The sequence below is a fragment of the Streptomyces sp. NBC_00448 genome (assembly GCF_036014115.1).
In the GTDB taxonomy this organism is placed as follows: Bacteria; Actinomycetota; Actinomycetes; order Streptomycetales; family Streptomycetaceae; genus Actinacidiphila.
Map to the genome: position 1 here is coordinate 9,058,089 of NZ_CP107913.1, position 16,366 is coordinate 9,074,454.

The 16,366-nt window shown below is 75.4% G+C and carries 8 protein-coding genes; 3 read left to right on the forward strand and 5 right to left on the reverse strand.

Going from position 1 to position 16,366, the window contains the following annotated elements:
• Positions 1-432 precede the first annotated feature (432 nt).
• On the forward strand, positions 433-1,848 hold the full coding sequence (locus tag OG370_RS38865) for a helix-turn-helix transcriptional regulator (RefSeq protein WP_328472810.1): 1,416 nt from the start codon (positions 433-435) through the stop codon (positions 1,846-1,848).
• Positions 1,849-2,080: 232 nt separating this feature from the next.
• Positions 2,081-4,819 (forward strand): helix-turn-helix transcriptional regulator, encoded by a 2,739-nt coding sequence (locus tag OG370_RS38870; protein ID WP_328472812.1) that lies wholly within the window; start codon positions 2,081-2,083, stop codon positions 4,817-4,819.
• Positions 4,820-4,878: 59 nt separating this feature from the next.
• On the opposite strand, the gene OG370_RS38875 is transcribed toward OG370_RS38870, so the two are convergent.
• The 5 genes from OG370_RS38875 to lanL form a co-directional block, all read right to left on the reverse strand.
• Positions 4,879-6,624 (reverse strand): ABC transporter ATP-binding protein, encoded by a 1,746-nt coding sequence (locus OG370_RS38875; protein ID WP_328472814.1) that lies wholly within the window; start codon positions 6,622-6,624, stop codon positions 4,879-4,881.
• Positions 6,614-8,488, reverse strand: coding sequence for an ABC transporter ATP-binding protein (locus OG370_RS38880; protein ID WP_328472816.1), 1,875 nt, complete (start codon positions 8,486-8,488; stop codon positions 6,614-6,616). Before OG370_RS38880 ends, OG370_RS38875 begins: the two co-directional genes overlap by 11 nt.
• Positions 8,489-8,740: 252 nt before the next feature.
• On the reverse strand, positions 8,741-8,860 hold the full coding sequence (locus tag OG370_RS38885; protein ID WP_328472818.1) for an ALQxL family class IV lanthipeptide: 120 nt from the start codon (positions 8,858-8,860) through the stop codon (positions 8,741-8,743).
• Between the two features lie 29 nt (positions 8,861-8,889).
• The gene (locus tag OG370_RS38890; protein ID WP_328472820.1) at positions 8,890-9,018 is read right to left on the reverse strand and encodes an ALQxL family class IV lanthipeptide; all 129 of its coding nucleotides are present in this window, start codon (positions 9,016-9,018) and stop codon (positions 8,890-8,892) included.
• A 78-nt stretch (positions 9,019-9,096) separates the two neighbouring features.
• Positions 9,097-11,937 (reverse strand): class IV lanthionine synthetase LanL, encoded by a 2,841-nt coding sequence (lanL, locus tag OG370_RS38895; RefSeq protein WP_328472822.1) that lies wholly within the window; start codon positions 11,935-11,937, stop codon positions 9,097-9,099.
• Positions 11,938-12,626: 689 nt separating this feature from the next.
• Here lanL and OG370_RS38900 point away from each other — a divergent pair.
• The gene (locus tag OG370_RS38900) at positions 12,627-16,364 is read left to right on the forward strand and encodes a glycoside hydrolase family 2 protein (RefSeq protein ID WP_328472824.1); all 3,738 of its coding nucleotides are present in this window, start codon (positions 12,627-12,629) and stop codon (positions 16,362-16,364) included.
• The last annotated feature ends 2 nt before the right edge of the window (positions 16,365-16,366 follow it).

Sequence of the window (16,366 nt, forward strand, 5' to 3'; positions counted from 1 at the left end):
GCCCGCGATCCTGCCATCGATGGCCCGCACCTCCTATGGGGGACGGCCCCCATATTCCGGTGCGGGCGGGGGCCGCGACCGGTCGGCGCGGTGGAATGCGGGGGGCGGTCCCCATAGGAAGCCGGTACCCGGCAGGCGACGCTCGATCCATCACGACGACGGCTCGGCACGGCCGAGCAGCACGGGTGCGGGCGGGCACGTTTCCGGTCCGGCCGCACCCGGCACCGCACCCGTGCCGACGCGGGTGCGGCCGTGCCCGGACGGCGGTGGTGCGGGTCGCGCAGGGCTCCTGCGGACCTCCGAGAGCGGGACACCGGATCGAGGTGGTGCCAGGTATGCGTGCAACGTCCGTTACCGCCCGCGCATTCATCTCAGCCGACCGCCCCGGCGCCGCGGCCGTCGGCACGTACCCGAACTCCGTGGAGGCACGCCATGCGCGATGACCAAGCCCGCGAGCAGCCGGCGCAGAGCCCCGACACCGTTCAGGCCCCCGCGGCGAGCCGCGCGTCCACCGCTGCCTCCGCGGCGGACGACCTCCGGCCCGGCGCCGAGGCCCGCGGCCCGCGGCCGGCAGGCTCGGCCGCGCCCGCTCTCCCTCGCCGGTCTCCGGCCGCCGGCGCCGCGAGCCGGCGACTCGCGGCGCAGCGGCCCCACCGGACGGTCCTGACCTACCAGCGGGCCGTCCGGCACGGGACGCCGGGAGCGCGGGAGCGGGCCCGGCTGGAGGCGGTGCGGCTGCTCGGCGGCCACCCCGCGACACGGTCGGCCGACGCGGCGCGCCTGGAGGCCGCGGTCGCCGAGGCGAGCGCCGTCGCGGCGGTGATCGAGGCCCCCCGCAGACAACTCCTGCTGGCGGTGGACGCGTTGTTCCGCGGCCGCTTCTCCCAGGCGGCCGCGCTGGTGGACACGGCGTGGGTGGACATCGAGCGGCTGGGGCTCCTGGGCCTCGGAAGCCACGCGCTGGCCGTGCAGGCGCTGATCCACGCCCACCAGGGCCGGCGGGACGCGCTGGCCGACGCCTCGGCGCGCTTCGACGCCTGGCGCGGGGACCGCGAGGACGAGGTGCCGATCGTGCGGGGACTCGGCCACGCGGTCTGCGAGTTGCTGCACGGCGCCGGCGAAGCCGCACGGGCCCTCCTGCACCAGCTCCACGCCGGAGACGGCGACGGCGCGGGAAGCGGCGAGCGCTCCGACACCCACCACCTGTGCGGCCCGTACGGCCTCACCCTGCTGCTGGACTGCGTGGACGGCTCGGCGGGCCGGCGCGACCATGCGGCGATCTCCGCCCACCCGGCCGGCCGGCTGCCGTGGAACGCGTTCTTCGTCCACCTCGCCGACGCCGTGCTGGCCGGCCGCGAAGGCGATGCCCGCGCCGCCGAGACCGCGCTCGGGCAGGCGTGCGCGGTCGCGGCGAGCTACCCGCCGGCGCGCCACCTCGGCCTGGGGCTGGTCGCCCGCACGGCTGCCCGTGACGGCTGGGGCGAGCCGGTCCGCTGGCTCCAGGAGGCCGAACTCTTCTACGCCGCGCACGGGATACAGCCCGCCGCCCGGCACTGCCGCAGCCAGTTGCGCGACCTCGGCGAGCGGGTGCGGCAGCGCCGGACCGGCAGCGCCGACGTGCCCGAGCGGCTGTGGCGCCTCGGCGTGACCGTGCGCGAGTTCGAGGTGCTCACCCGGCTGGGCCGCCGCCACACCAACCGTGAGATCGCGGCCGCGCTCCACCTGTCGCACCGCACGGTGGAACGGCACGTGGCCAACCTCCTGGAGAAGACGCAGGCGGCCAACCGCCGGGAACTGGCCGCGCTCCTGACACCGGAGCCCAGGGACCCGGTCGGCGCGTACGGGTGAGCACCGCTCGTGCGAGCCCGATCGCGATCCGCCGCCGGCCCGGCGGCGGAGACCCGCCCCGCACGCCCTCCCCGCACGCCCCGCCGGCGACAGCCCGGGCGCGCCCGGGGGAGGCGCCGCCGCGGAGACGCCGCCTCGCCCGCCGACGGCCGCGGACACCCGGCCCGGAGCGGCGGACCCGGCACGACCGCCGGGGAACAGGCCGTACACGGAGAGGATCGCGCCACCCACGATGAGACGTACAGCGACCCACACCCCGGTGAGCGTCGAGGAGTTGGTCGGCGCCTGCCTCGACGGGGCGTCCCTGCTGGTGGAGATCGCCGGTGAACCCGGCAGCGGCAGGACCCGGCTGCTCGGTGAACTCGCCGCCGGCGCGCGTCGTGGCGGGCTGCTGGTGGCGCACGGCCTTCAGGTCGTCCGGGCATCGCCGGGCCGCGGCGTGGTGCGCTGCCTGGACGACCTGGACCGGGCCGGCCCCGAGACGGCGCAACCGCTGCGGCGACTGCTGGCCGAGCACCCGTCCGTGCCGACCGTGATCACGTACACGGTGTCGACCGGCCAGCCGCCGATCTGGCTGGTGTCCTGTCTTGCCGCGGCCAGCGACAGCTACCGGACCCACCGGATTCCGGTCGGGCCGCTGACCCCGGAGGACTTCGCCGCCCAACTGCCCCCTGGCACCGGCCCGATGCGCGAGGGGCTGCTGTACGAGCTGAGTGGCGGCGTCCCGGGCTGGCTCGGCGTGCTGAGCCACCTGACGTCCCCTCAGTTGCGGGAGCTGGCGACCACCGACCACCCGCCGGGCACCGTCCCGCTGCCCGCCAACTGCCCTCCGCTGCGTGCCCTCGACGGGCTCGCCCCGGACCAGATCGAGGTGGTCCGCTGCGCGGCCGTGCTCGGAGATCCGTTCGCCCCCGCGCTGGTGGCGGCCGTCGCCGACCGAGCGACGCACGCGGTGCTGAGCGTGCTCGACGACCTGGTGGCACGCGACCTGATCCGCGCGGTCGACGGTGGCGCGCCGCTGTTCCGCTTCCGCCATCCCCTGCTGCGCACGCTGCTGTACGCGAGAACGCCCCCGGGTCGGCGCATCACCGCACACACGCGAGCCGCGGAAGCGCTGGACCGGGTCGGCGCGCCCCTCGTGCAGCGCGCGCCGCACCTGGCCCGGTCCGCCGAGCAGGGCGACCGGCGGACCGCGTGCCTGCTGGCCCGCGCGGCGCGGAACGTGCTGGACACCCGGCCGGCCGCCGCGGCGTCCTGGCTGCGCGCCGCCCTGCGCATCCTGCCCGACGACGACGACGCCGACCCCGACGACCACCCTGACGGCCCCGAAGGCATCAGGCCCGCCGAGCGTTTCCGTATCGCGGCGCTGCTGTACCACGCGGCCGAACGCACCGGGCAGTACGCCGAGTGCCGCCGCCTTCTGCCCGCCCTGCTGGAGGCCGCGGGGAACGACGCCACGCCCACGACCTGTCCCGGGGACCTGCTCGACAGGACCCTGATCGTGGACCTGCACACCCGGCTGGAGTCCGACCTGGGGCGCCGCCGCCTCGCACGGGCGCTGCTGGACGCCGAGTTGGCGGCCACCCCGCGGCCCGGCGCCCGCGGCGAGCGCGTCCTGCGCCTGCGGATGGCCGCGATGGCCGCGGCCGAGGGAGACCTGCCGGCCACCCGCCGCCACGTCCACCAGGCGCTTCGGCACGCCGACCGCCCTCCCGACGTGCTGCGCGTGGACGCCGCGGCCACGCTCGCGCTGGCGGGGGCGATGGCCGGCGATCCACCCCGACCGGCCGGGACCGACGGCGCCGACGGCATCCTGGACGCCGTCCGGCTGACCGACGCGCTCGGCGACCCCGAACTGGCCGGCAGGCTCGATGCCGTGGCCCGCCTGGGCTGGGCCCTCAACCTCGCGGAGCGGCACGGCGACGCGCTCCGGCTGCTCACCCGGGCACTGGGAATCGCCCGCCGTACGGGGCGCGTTGCCGCGTTGCCGCCGCTGCTGCTCGGCCGCGGCTACGGGCATGCCGCGCTCGGCGGCCTGTCCGCCGCGCTGCGCGACACCCGCGAGGCGGAGGAGACCGCGCTGCTGCTCGGCGACGGTGAACGGGCCGGCTGGGCGCGGGTGCTGCGCGCCTGGACCACCCTGTGGTGCGAGGGCCCGGACGGCGCGGCGGATCTCGCTGACCACGTGCTGCGGCAGCACCCGGGCCCTGGGGCGCTGGGGGAGGCGGCGGCCGGCGTGCTCGGGTGGGCCCGGCTGGCCCAGGGGCGGCCCGGGGAGTGCCTTGCGCTGGTGCTGCCGGCCGCCCGCGGTACGGATCGGCCGCCGGTGGCCGGAGTGCGGGTGCTGTGGTGGTCGGCGGCGACCGCGGCGGCCTCGGACATGGGCGCGGCCGCCGCCCGGGAGTACGCCACCCGGGCCGCACAGGGGGCAACCGCCTTTCCCACAGCGGGAGCACGGGCCGAGGCCCTGCGTGCGCAGGCCCTGCACACGCCGGACGAGGCCGCCGTACGCTCGCTCTTCGCCGCGGTGGAGTTGTCGGCCGCGGCCGGCCTCGCGGTCCTGGAGTGCCGGGTCCGTCTCGAACTGGCCCAGCGGCTGGTCGCGGTGGGCCGGCTGGAGGACGCCGCCACCGAGGCGGGCCGGGCGAAGGAGCGGGCCGACCGGATGGGCGCCCGCTGGCTGCGCGGGGTCGCCGTCGACACCCAGCGCAGGATCGGGGCCAGCCGGCCGCGCCGGACATCCGCGCGGCAGGGCCCCCGGAGCCGGGAGGGGGAGGTGCTGTCGGCACGGGAGGAGCAGATCCTCGACATGGTCTGCCGGGGGATGTCCAACCGGGAGGTGGCCGGCGCGCTGTTCGTCTCCGTCAAGACCGTGGAGGCGCATCTGACCCGGATCTTCCGCAAGACCGGCGCCCGTTCGCGGGCCTCCCTGGTGGCCGCCTTCGCCCCGGTGCGGCCGGTTCGGGTGTGACGGCGTCGGGTTCGACGGCGGGCCGGTACGGGGTCGCGGGCCCTGTATCGGACGCCGTGTTAGGGGACCGGGGCCGGGAGGGGCGCGTCCCAGTGGCCGACCAGGGCGGCGTACCCCGGGTGTGTGGCGAGCAGTTCGGCGTGGCCGCCGAACGCGTGGCCTTCCGCGTCCAGGATCAGCACCCGGGCGGCCCGGGCGGCGCTGCTCAACCGGTGGGCGACCACCACGAGCGTGCCCGGGCGGCGGGCGAAGGCCGCCTCCACGGCGGCCTCGGCGGCGGGGTCGAGGTGACAGGTGGCCTCGTCCAGGATCACCAGCCGGGCGGCCGAGGCGTACACCCGGGCCAGCGCGATCAGTTGGCGCTCCCCGCTGGACAGCGTGCCCGCCGGGTCGGTGAGTTCGGCGTCGTAGCCGCCGAGCCGGGCCGGCAGCGGGCCCAGCCCGACCGCCGCGGCGGCCCGGTCCAGCGTGTCGTCGGAGGCGTCCGGCGCCAGGTAGGCGATGTTCTCCCGCAGCGTGCCGGGGAAGACGTACGCCTCCTGCGGCACCAGGGCGACCGAAGCCGCGCGCTCGGCCTCGGGCAGGGTGGCGATCGCCCGCCCGCCCAGCGTGACCCGGCCCGCGTCCGGCTGCCCGATCCCCGCCAGCAGCCCGGCGAGCGTGGACTTGCCCACGCCGCTGGGCCCGACCAGGGCGAGGTGGCCGGCGTCGGGGACGGTGAAGGAGACGTCGCGCAGGACGGGGGCGGCGTGCGGACCGTAGGCGAAGGTGAGCCCGTGCACGGCGAGTTCCGCGTCGCCGTCGCCCGCGGGACCCTCCGCCGGTGCGGGCGGGTCGGGCCGGGCGGAGGTGGCCGCCAGCCGGGCGGCCAGCACGCGGAGCTGGCTCCAGAAGCCGGCCACCGACCCGGTCATCTGCTGGAGCGCCGGGATCAGGTACGCGGTGACGTAGCTGACCGCGCCGATCACGGCCCCCGGCGACACCGTCCCGTGGCGTACCAGGGACGGCCCGGCGAGCAGCAGGCCCAGGACCGGGAGTTGGCCGCCGATCAGGATCACCGGGACGCGGAGCGCGTTCGCCCAGGCCACGGTGGTCGCCGCCTCGGCCGAGGCGGCGGCCGCCCGGTGCACCTCGGCCAGCGCCTCGCGGCGGGCCCCGAGGGCGGCCACGTCGCGCGCCGCCCCGACCACCGAGCCGGTGGCGGCGGCCACCCGCTCCTCCGCGAGCAGGAAGGCGGCCCGGCGCCGGGTGAGGGCGCGCATCGCCGGGACGAAGGCCGCCACGGCCGCCAGCAGCGGCACCGCGACCACGACCGCCATCCGCAGGTCGAGCGAGGCCAGGCCGAGCAGCGCGGCCAGCAGGTTCACCGCGAGCGGCAGCGCCGTTCGCAGCAGCGCGGAGACCGTGCCGCGCACCGCGTCCACCTGGCTGCTCAACCGGGTCACCCCGGCGGCGTCGGGCCCGGCCCCGGGCAGTCCCTCGTACACGGCCCGGCGCAGCGCCCCGCGCACCACCCGGCGCACCAGCTCGTCCCGCATCGGCTCGACGATCGCGGCCAGCGGGTCGAACACCGCGCGCTGGGCCGCGGCGCGTACGCCGTACAGCGCGGCGATCCCGGTCAGCCAGCCGATCCCGACCATCGGCCGGCCGGCCAGGAAGCCGTGGTCGAGGGCCGTGGCCAGCATGCGGCCGGAGGCCAGCGCGGGCGCAGCCTGGACGGCCGACCAGCCCAACGCCCGCACCAGCGACCGCCGGGAGCCGGCCGTCGCCTCCCGCAGCAGCCGCAGCCCCGGGTCAGATCCCACGATGTCCGGCATACCGCTCCCCACCCTTCTCCCCGCCCGTGCCGTGATGCACGGCGTCCTCCGGCCCCGGGGTGCCGTGTTCGGCTCCGTCTGCGGCGAACACCGCCCGGTACGCCGGGTCGCGCCACAGCTCGGCGTGCGTGCCGCGGGCCCGGACCCGGCCGCCGTCCAGCCAGACCACCTGGTCGCAGCGGGCGGCCGTGGCCACCCGGTGGGCCACCACGATCCGGGTGCGCCCGGCGAGCGCGCCGGTGACCGCCGCGCTGACCTCGGACTCGGTGACGGTGTCCAGGCCGGAGGTGGCGTCGTCCAGTACGTAGACCCGGGCGGAGCGGGCCAGGGTGCGGGCCAGACCGAGCCGTTGGCGTTCGCCGCCCGACAGGGGCACCCGTTCCATCGGGGTGTCGTAGCCGTCGGGCAGCCGCCGGACGAAGCCGTCCGCGGCGGCGGCCCGCGCGGCCCCGCGCACGGTGTCCTGCGACAGCCCGGGCCGCCCGTAGCCGATGGTCTCGCGCACGGTGCCGCCGAGCAGGGCGGGCCGTTCGAAGGCGTACGTGACCGCGGCCCGCAGCGGGTCCTCCGCCAACTCCCGTACCGGGCGGCCGTCGAGCAGCACCTCGCCCTCGTCCGGGTCCGCGAGCCGGCCGGGGAGCCCGGCGAGCACGCTCTTGCCCGAGGCCGTGCGACCGACCAGCGCCACGCAGGCGCCGGCCGGGATGTCCAGGTCGATCCGGTCCAGCACCGGCGCGCCGGTCGGACGCTCGGCACCCGAGTCCCCGGTCGGCCGCTGCGCGCCCTCCGCCGCGGCGGCCAGGACGGTGACCCCGCGGAAGGACACCGCGCCCGCCCCCGGACCGGGGGCCCCGGTCCCGTACCGGACACCCGGGTGCGCGAAGGTCCCGGCGAGGCGGCCCGCGGCGGCGCGCGCCTGGGCGAGGGTGAAGAACACGTCGATCTGCTGCACCGCGGGGAAGGCGAGTTGGAGGTACCCGGCCACCGCGACCAACTCCCCGGGCGAGAGCCGCCCGTCCGCGACGCCGAGGCCCGCCACCGCGAGCACCAGCGCCTCGGTGAGCGAGAGCAGCAGGCCGAACTGCCAGACGGTGCCCTTCTGCAGCCGCCACATCCGGTACCCGGCCGCGGACACCTCCCGCAGTGGCGCGAGCACCCGGGTCACCTCGCGGTCCAGCGTCCCGGAGGCCCGGATGGTCCGGGCCCCGGAGAGCGCGGCCAGCAGCCGGACGGCGATACGCGACTGGGCGGCCAGATAGCCGCTCTGGACCCGTGTCACCCGGCCCACGAAGCGACGGGTGATCAGCACCGTCAGCGGGACGACCAGCAGGAACGCGAGCCCGCAGCGCCAGTCCAGCCACCACAGGGCGACCAGCGCCGCGGCCGAACCGGCCACCGTCACCCCCCATTCGGCCATCGCGACGGGCAGCGCCCCGGCCTGCTGGGCGGCCTGGGTGACCTGGGTGACCGCCTCGCCGGTCTGCACCGGCGAGCGCCCGCCCAGGCCGAGCAGATGGCCGACCGTGCGCAGTTGCAGCCAGCGGGTCCCGCACGCGGCGCAGGAGACGCCGAGCGGTGCCATCAGCGTGTCGCCGACCGCGCCGGCCGCGGTCACCGCGCCCCAGGCCAGCGCCGGGCCGACGCCGCTTCGGCCGTGCAGCACCGCGTTCACCGCGGCGGCCAGCAGGGCGGGCAGGGCCAGCGCGGCGGCGATGCGCAGCACCATCAGGGCGACCAGCAGGGACAGCCGTCCGCCGGTGTGCCGGACGGCCCCGGCCAGCAACCGGCCCGCGCCCTGCGGGTGGTCGCCGCTGCCGGGCCCCGGTCCCGGTCCCGGTTCGTTCCTTGTCACGTGATCGCCTCTCTTCCCCTCGCCGTGCGGGCGTCCCCCGGGTGCGCGGGAGGGGCGCCGGAACAGGTCCGGCACCCCTCCCGCTCCTGCCGACCGGTCTCCGTGATGGGCCGGAGCCGTCAGCCGGTGTAGGTGCAGCTGTAGAGACAGGTCTCGAAGGTGCAGGTCACGGCGCACTGCGTCGCGTCGGTGTCCCGGTCCTCGGGCAGGGCATGCGGAGCGTCGAGGTCGAGCTCCACCGGTCCCTCCGGACTATTCGGTGAGGGTGCAGGTGGCGGGGCAGGAGTAGGTGCTGCACGTCCAGGTGCACTCCATCTCCGTGGTGTCCTCGCCGCCGGGGAGCAGTTCCAGCGCGTCGATGTCGGAGTTCATGGGTTTCTCCTTCTGGGTGGTGGTGGTGCTCAGTTGGTGGAGGTACAGGTCTCTCCGCCGCAGGTCTGGCCGTAGCCGCAGGTGACGGTGCACAGCATCTGCGTGGTCGGCTCCTGCTCGGCCGGCAGGGCCTGCAGGGCGTCGATGTCGATGTCCATGGGTTCCTCCTCTCGGGGTGGCGTGGTGTGCGGGGTGGCCGCGTGCCGTCGCGGGCACGCGGGCGGTTCCCTCCGCGGTCAGGGGCGGTCCGCCATCCAGGGGCGCGGGCCGCCGTGGTCGAGCCGCAGGAGGAAGCTGATGACGCCGGCGGTTCCGGTCTGGTAGCCGGCGGTGAAGGCGCTCGCGCCCTCGTCCGGGACGAGGCGCAGGCCCCCCACGACCGCGTGCCGTGCGTACAGCACCGTGGCCAGGTCCTCGGCCCAGGCGCGGTAGGGACCGTCCGGCCGGGCCGCCGCGAGGTCGAGCAGGAACTCGCCGTCCCCGGCGAGGCCGTGGCAGACGGCGGTGGGGGAGGTCCAGGCGGCGGCGCGGACCGACTGGGCCGCCTCCCGCGCGAGCCGGAGGTGGCGTTCCTCGCCGGTGGCCTGCCCCAGCCGCAGCAGGAAGGTGCCGACGCCGGAGGAGCCACTGCACCAGTGGTAGATCAGTCCGGTGCCGGGCTTCTCGTCCAGGTCGGAGCGCCAGCGGGCGCCGACCTGACCGCGTTCGGCCTCGGCCGCCAGGGTGTCCCCGGCCATGACTGCCAGGTCCAGGGCGGACCGCTGTCCGGTCGCGTCGGCCGCGGCCAGCAGGAACGCGCCGATCCCGGCGACGCCGTGCGCGAACCCGAGGTGCCGGATGCCCGCCAGCTTGGAGTCGAAGTCCGTGGGCACCTGCCAGACCACCCGGTCCGCGGTGCGGTCGGCGGCAGCGACCAGCGCGTCGGCGCACTCCGCGACCCGCTCCAGGAACTCCCGCCGCCCGGTGGCCTGCCAGAACTTGAGGTGGGCGAGCCCGGAGCCGGCCGCCCCGTGGCAGATGTCCGGGTTGGGCCACACCACCGGGAGGGAGAGCGCCAGGTCGGTGGCGTGCGCGGCGAGCGTGTCGTCGCTGAGGTGCCGGGCGGCGTCGTACAGGGCCCAGGCGGTGCCGGCGCGGCCGAAGTAGAGGCCGGGCAGCAGTTGCGGCACCTCCGTACGGCGCCGGTCGATCCAGGCCGCGACGCGCCGGACGGCGATCCGCAACTCCTCCCGGTCCAGCGCCCGGTCGGCCCGCACCAGCGTGCCCAGCACGCCGGCCGCGCCGTACTGCACGTTGCACGGGTCGGTGCCGTCGCCGAACGCGCTGCCGGACCAGAGGCGTTGGGCCGGGCCCTCGGGATCGGCCATGCCCCTCAGCAGGTGGGTGAGGCCGTCGTCCACCAGCCCGGCCCGGATCTCGTGGCCCGCGGTGGGGCGGTCGGGCCGGCCGCCGCGCGACCAGACCGGGACCGGCACGGTCTCCGTCTCGGCCGCGTCTCCCGCGGTCTTCGCGGTGGCCGGCCCGGTGTCAGTCGCCGCACCAGCGGCTGCCTCGGTCACCTCGGCTGCCCCGGTCGCCCGGGCTGTCCCGGCTGCCGCGTCCGCGAGGAACCCGGCCAGCCGGGCCGACGTCCAGCGGTCCTCCGGGCGTTCGGCCATCAGGCCGAGGATCGCCGGGGTGAGCAGCCGGGCGGCCGGACGCTCCTCACCGAGCAGGGAGAGCACCAGGGCGATGCGCTCGCCTGCCGTGCGGCCGGCGGGGGCGTACGGCCTGTGCGAGCCGTGCGCGCCCTGCGGGTCGTCCGAGCTGTCCGAGCTGTCCGGGGCGAAGGACGGCGGTATCCCGGTGGCCAGGAAGTACAGCACGCCGCCGAGGGCGTAGCGGTCGACCTCCGTCCCGAACGCGGGCCCGACCCGCGGCTCCGCGGTCTGCTCGGGCGCGCCGAACCCGGGGGTGTGGACGCGCAGGATACGGGTGCCGGGGGTGGTGGCCCACTCCGCGTCGATCAGCACCAGCCGGTCCTCCGGCGTGACCATGATGTTGTTCGGCGTGAAGTCCTGGTAGACGACGCCGCGTCGGTGCACCTCGTCGAGCAGCGCACGCAGCTTCTCCGCCAGCGCCAGCACCTGCGGGACGGGGATGAACCCGGGCTCGGCCCGCCGGTCGGTGACCCAGGAGGCGAGCGCCTGCCCGGGCACCAGACTCTGCACCAGGAAGGCGTGGCCGTCCTCCTCGAAGAGGTCGACCAGTTCGGTGCAGAGCCCGGTGAGTGCGGTGAGGTTGGCGGCCTCCCGGCGCAGGCAGGCCCGGGCGTCCTCGCCGGTCACGTTCACCGCCACGTGCGCGCGGGCCTGCTTGACGATGACCTCGGCCCCGGTGCGCTGGTCGAGTGCCCGGTACACCCCGCCGCGGGCCGAGTGCCGGATCGCCTCCCGTACGACGAACCGGTCCGCGAGCAGCACCGGTTTGGCGCTCTGCGCGGTGGCCGGACGTCCCGGGCCGCCGGGGAACGGCAACTCCGCCCAGGGCGGCGGGCTGAACCACGCCTTGCGGTGGTCGTCCACCAGCGTCCCGTCCGGGGCCCGCAGGCGTACGTCGAAGGAGCCGTCGTTGCCCAGCACCCGTACGCCGTGGAAGCCGCCATAGCGGTAGTGCACCAGGCCGCCCTTGCGGTAAGGGCGGTCGGAGAGGATGGCCGGGCCGGGCAGCCCGGCGGTCGCGTCGTCCAACCGGGCGGCGAGCTCCCGCAGTTGGTCGTCGTCCCGCGGATACGCGGTGATGATCTTGCCGCACTGGGCGCGGTCGTGGTTGCCGGAGGTCATCTCCTCCACGGTCTGCAGGTCCCGGGCGGACTTGAAGGCGCATCCGGCCCGGACCAGTACCCCGGCGGCCCGGTGCAGGACCTCCGGCGCGGACAGCCGGGTCGCCGAGAGGTGCAGCTTCCACCCCTGCACCCGGGGTTCGTGCTTCGGAGGAGTCACCCGGCACCAGACGCCGTCCTCTTCGACCTGCCAGTCTTCCTCGTCCAGCGCGGTGAGCACGGAGCGCACCACGTCCCGCAGAGAAAATGTGAGCAAGAGGACCCACTCCCAACGCCCGGCTGACGGAGCCGGACGCCCGGCTCGCGAACGGGTCCACTCTCGCCGCGGCCGGCGGCGCCGAGCATTGGGGGAATCCCTATGCTCGGCGCCGCCGACGGCCTCGGGTCCAGGCCGTCAGCTCACGGACGCACCACTCGGGCCCGGTTCACGCAGCAGGGTGATCCCGCCGGCACCGGCGAACGGCCGGCCGTCGGTTGCGAGGTGGCGGTGCGGCGCCGCCCGCCCCGACAGCCGGCTCCTCGACGCGCCGATGGTGCCCGTCGCCCGCCAGGAGTGCGGTGCGCGGGTCGAGACCCGCAAGAGCAGTTGGGAGCAGACGAGCATCCAGTGGCACGCCGGCGCGCTGCGCGGAACGCCGGACGGCCGGCAGCGGCGCGGCGTTCCTGGCGTGCCGCGCGTTGGCGACGTCCATCCACGAGTCCGCGGCCCGCGGCATCGTCCGGGTCCAGAGCGAGACCCCGCAGGACGGCGGCGCCACCCCCGCCTCTGGGGGCCGCGAAGATGCGTCCGACCCGGCATCAGGCCAGGTCGGGCGCATCTTCGCTGGTTTCCGGCAGGAACCGGGCGTCTTGGGGCGGTGGCGCCTTTGCGGCACGAGGTATTGCACAGCGAGCGGCGATCTCCTATATATGCTTAGCAGCCTAGTTGTTAAGAAAGGGTCGACCGTGATCCCACCGCGTCGCTCAACACCGGCCGCATCCGCCGCCGCAGACCCGGGAGTTCCCCGTGGTTTCTCCCGCCGGGCAGCACTGAAGGGCCTGGCGGCCGCGGGAATCCTCTCCGCCGCGGGGGAGGTGTTCCTCGCCGCCCCGGCCGGCGCCGCGACCACGGTCCCGCTCCCGCTCATCCCGCCGCTGCCCGACACCGTCTCCGGTGTGCGTACCCCCACGGTCCCGCTCACCACGGGCTGGCGGTACACCACGAGCCCGCCGGCGTCGTTCTGGGCGAAGGGCACCGACACCTCGTCGTGGCACCCGATCGCCGTGCCCGGCGAACCGGCGCTCCAGGGCGAGACCGTGCCGTCGAACACGGAGTGCGCCTACGCCGTATCCGTCGCCGTCCCGGCCGACTTCGCCGGCAAGCGGGTCCTGCTGCGGTTCGACGGCGTCTACAGCGACGCCCGCCTGTGGGTGAACGGCACGCCGGTGCGCACGCACGACGGCGGATTCACCACCTGGTACGCCGACATCACCGCACTGGTCACCCCGGGGCGGCAAGCCGTGGTCACCGTCGGCGTCACCGACCGGCCGACGAGCATCGCGGACCAGTCCGAGTACGCGCACCACGTCATCGGCGGCATCCTGCGCGACGTCACCCTCGTCGCCGTACCGAAGGCGTACCTCACGCGGCTGCACGCGGACACGACGTTCGACGCCACGTTCACCGACGCCAAGCTCGCCGTCACCGTGGCCGCCGACCTGCCGGCGGGTGCCGGCGGCACGGTGCGACTGGCGCTCGTGGACCCGCGAGGGCACGCGGTGGCGATCTCTCCCTCGACCGTGGCGCTGACCGCGGCGGCGCCGCAGGCCACCGTCGTGATCCCGGTCAAGGCACCGAGCAAGTGGGACGCCGAGCACCCCGATCTCTACACGCTGCGCGCCACCTTCCAGGCCCAGGGCGCGACCCAGACGGTGAGCAAGGCGATCGGATTCCGTCAGGTCGCCGTGCAGGGCAACCAACTGCTGGTCAACGGCGCTCCGGTGCACCTGCTGGGCGTCTGCCACCACACGATCACCGAGAAGATGGGGCGTTCGACGACATCGGCGATGGAGGAGCAGGCCCTTCGCGCCTACAAGGACGCCAACTGCAACTTCATCCGCACCTCGCACTACCCCCCGACGCCGGCCATGCTCGACTGGGCGGACCGGCTGGGCCTGTACGTCGAGGTGGAGGCGCCGGTCTGCTTCCAGTACGGCACGGTCGACGACCCCGCCTACACCGACCAGTACATGGCGCAGTTCGCGGAGATGGTGGAACGCGACCGCAGCCACGCGGCGGTCATCGAGTGGTCGCTGGGCAACGAGAGCGGCATGGGCCGCAACTTCGCCGCGGAGAACACCTACGCCCACCAGACCGACACCAGCCGGCCGACCGTCTTCGAGGACGCGTCGCAGAACAACGGCGGCACCCAGGCCGACATCTACAGCGGGCACTACCCGAACCTCGGCACCGCGAACGGCAACTCCGCCCAGCCGATCCAGTACGACGAGTTCGCCCACTGCCCGTGCTACATCGTGGACACGCTGCGCACCGACCCCGGGGTACGCGACTTCTGGGGCCACAGCATCGCCAAGCTCGCCGCCAGGTTCCGTGCCACCAGCGGCGTGGTGGGCGGTGCGATCTGGGCCGCGATCGACGACGTGTACCACCTGCCGTCCGGGCCGGTCGGCTACGGCGAGTGGGGCATCATCGACCTGTGGCGGCGGCACAAGCCGGAGCACTGGCTGACCAAGAAGGCGTACTCGCCGGTGCAGATCGCCGACGGGGTGCTGACCGGGCTGACCCCGGGCGGCAGCGTCCCGGTCACGGTGGCCAACTGGCACGACCACAGCAACCTGGGCGAGTTGACCGTCGCCTGGCAGATCGGCACCCGCTCCGGCAAACTGACCGGCGTCGACATCCCGCCGAGGAAGAGCGGAACGCTCACCGTCCCGAAGGGTCCCTGGTCCGCCGGCGACGTGCTGCACCTGACCTTCAGCCGCGGCTCGTCGGTGGTGGACGAGTACCGCCTGTGGCTGAACAGCCGTAAGACGCCCGTCTTCACGCCGGTCGGCGGCACCGCTCCCACGGTCCACGAGACGGCGGACACCATCACCGTCACCGGGGTCGACGCACCGTTCACCGTCGTCTTCGACAAGGTGGCCGGACGGCTGACGCAGGCGACGGCCCACGACGCCCAGGTCCTGATCGGCGGCCCGGATCTGGTCATCTCCCGTGCGGTGCCCGGGGCTTGGACGGGGGGCTCGGCGACGGTGGCGACCAGCGGCGGGCAGGCCGTCGTCACGCTGAAGGGCCGGTTCGGGGCGGTCGACACCACGATCCAGGTGGCCGTCGACGGGCGGGGGCTGCTGACGACCACGTACACGCTCGCCGATCCGCCGACCGGTCAGGTCAGTGATGTGGGCGTCTCCTACACGCTCGCCGACGGCACCGACACCTTCGCCTGGCAGCGGGACGGCCAGTGGACGGCCTACCCCGACGACCACATCGGCCGTACCGCCGGCACCGCGACGAAGACCCGGGCGTCGGGCACGGACGGCTACCGGACCCAGCCGACGTGGCCGTGGGGCCAGGACACCCACAGCTACTTCCTGTTCGGCAAGGACGGTGCGGCGCAGTGGACCAACGACTTCCGCAGCACCAAGACGGGGGTGCGGCTGGCCAAGGCGACCTCCGGCGCGTCGGGGCCGGGCGTGCAGGTCGAGTCGGACGGCACGGACGCGGTGCGGCTGGCGCCGGTGGAGCCGGTGCTGATCGACGACGCGTCCTCGCAGGTCGTCTACACCGGCGCCTGGACCCACGCCGGCACCGACTCGGGCTACACCAGCGGTGACCTGTTCGGCACGGAGTCCTTCTCGAACACCGCCGGCGACACCGCGACGCTGGCCTTCACCGGCACCGGGGTCGCGCTGTACTCGGCGCTGGCGGACAACCTCGGCATCGTCAAGGTCTCCGTGGACGGAGCCGCCAAGGCCACGGTGGACCTGTACGGATCGGGCAAGACCCCGGGCCAACTGGTCTTCCGCAGCGACCCGCTGACCCGCGGCAGCCACACCCTCACCGTGGAGTGCACCGGGACCAAGAACGCGGCGTCCAGCGGGACGTACGCCCTCGTCGACGCGTTCCGCGTCGTCGACCCGGTCATCGACGACGCCTCGGACCGGGTGGTGTACGCGGGGGAGTGGACCCATGCGGACGCCTCCCAGAGCTGGACGCAGGACGACCTCGACCGGACCGAGTCGTTCAGCCGGAAGGCCGGGGACACCGCGCACGCGGACTTCTGGGGCAACGGCGTCCGCGTGGTCTGCCCGAAGGGACCGACCCAGGGCATCGCGGAGATCAGCGTCGACGGCGGCGCGGCCACCCGCGTGGACCTCTACGCCGCGGCCAAGAACGCCGCCCAGAAGGTCTTCGAGCTCGCGAACCTGCCGGAAGGCCGGCACACGGTGTCGGTACGGGTCACCGGCGACAAGAACACGGCGGCGAGCGACACCTTCGTGTCGCTGGACGCCTTCGAGGTGCTCAGCGCCGACCCGTTCGCCGCCCAGGAGCCGGGCGTCCGGCTCATCACCAGCGCGCGGATCAACTACCCCGACCTCGGTTGGGGCAACTACACCGATCCGGCGATCACCCTGGCCGCGAACTTCAGCGCCACCACCCGGATGCGGCTGCTGGGCTCGTAGCC

Excerpts from the sequence above, each read along its gene's own strand:
- OG370_RS38865 (WP_328472810.1), top strand. The coding sequence starts at position 433 with ATGCGCGATGACCAAGCCCGCGAGCAGCCGGCGCAGAGCCCCGACACC.
- OG370_RS38870 (WP_328472812.1), top strand. The coding sequence starts at position 2,081 with ATGAGACGTACAGCGACCCACACCCCGGTGAGCGTCGAGGAGTTGGTC.
- OG370_RS38885 (WP_328472818.1), bottom strand. The coding sequence starts at position 8,860 with ATGAACTCCGACATCGACGCGCTGGAACTGCTCCCCGGCGGCGAGGAC.
- OG370_RS38890 (WP_328472820.1), bottom strand. The coding sequence starts at position 9,018 with ATGGACATCGACATCGACGCCCTGCAGGCCCTGCCGGCCGAGCAGGAG.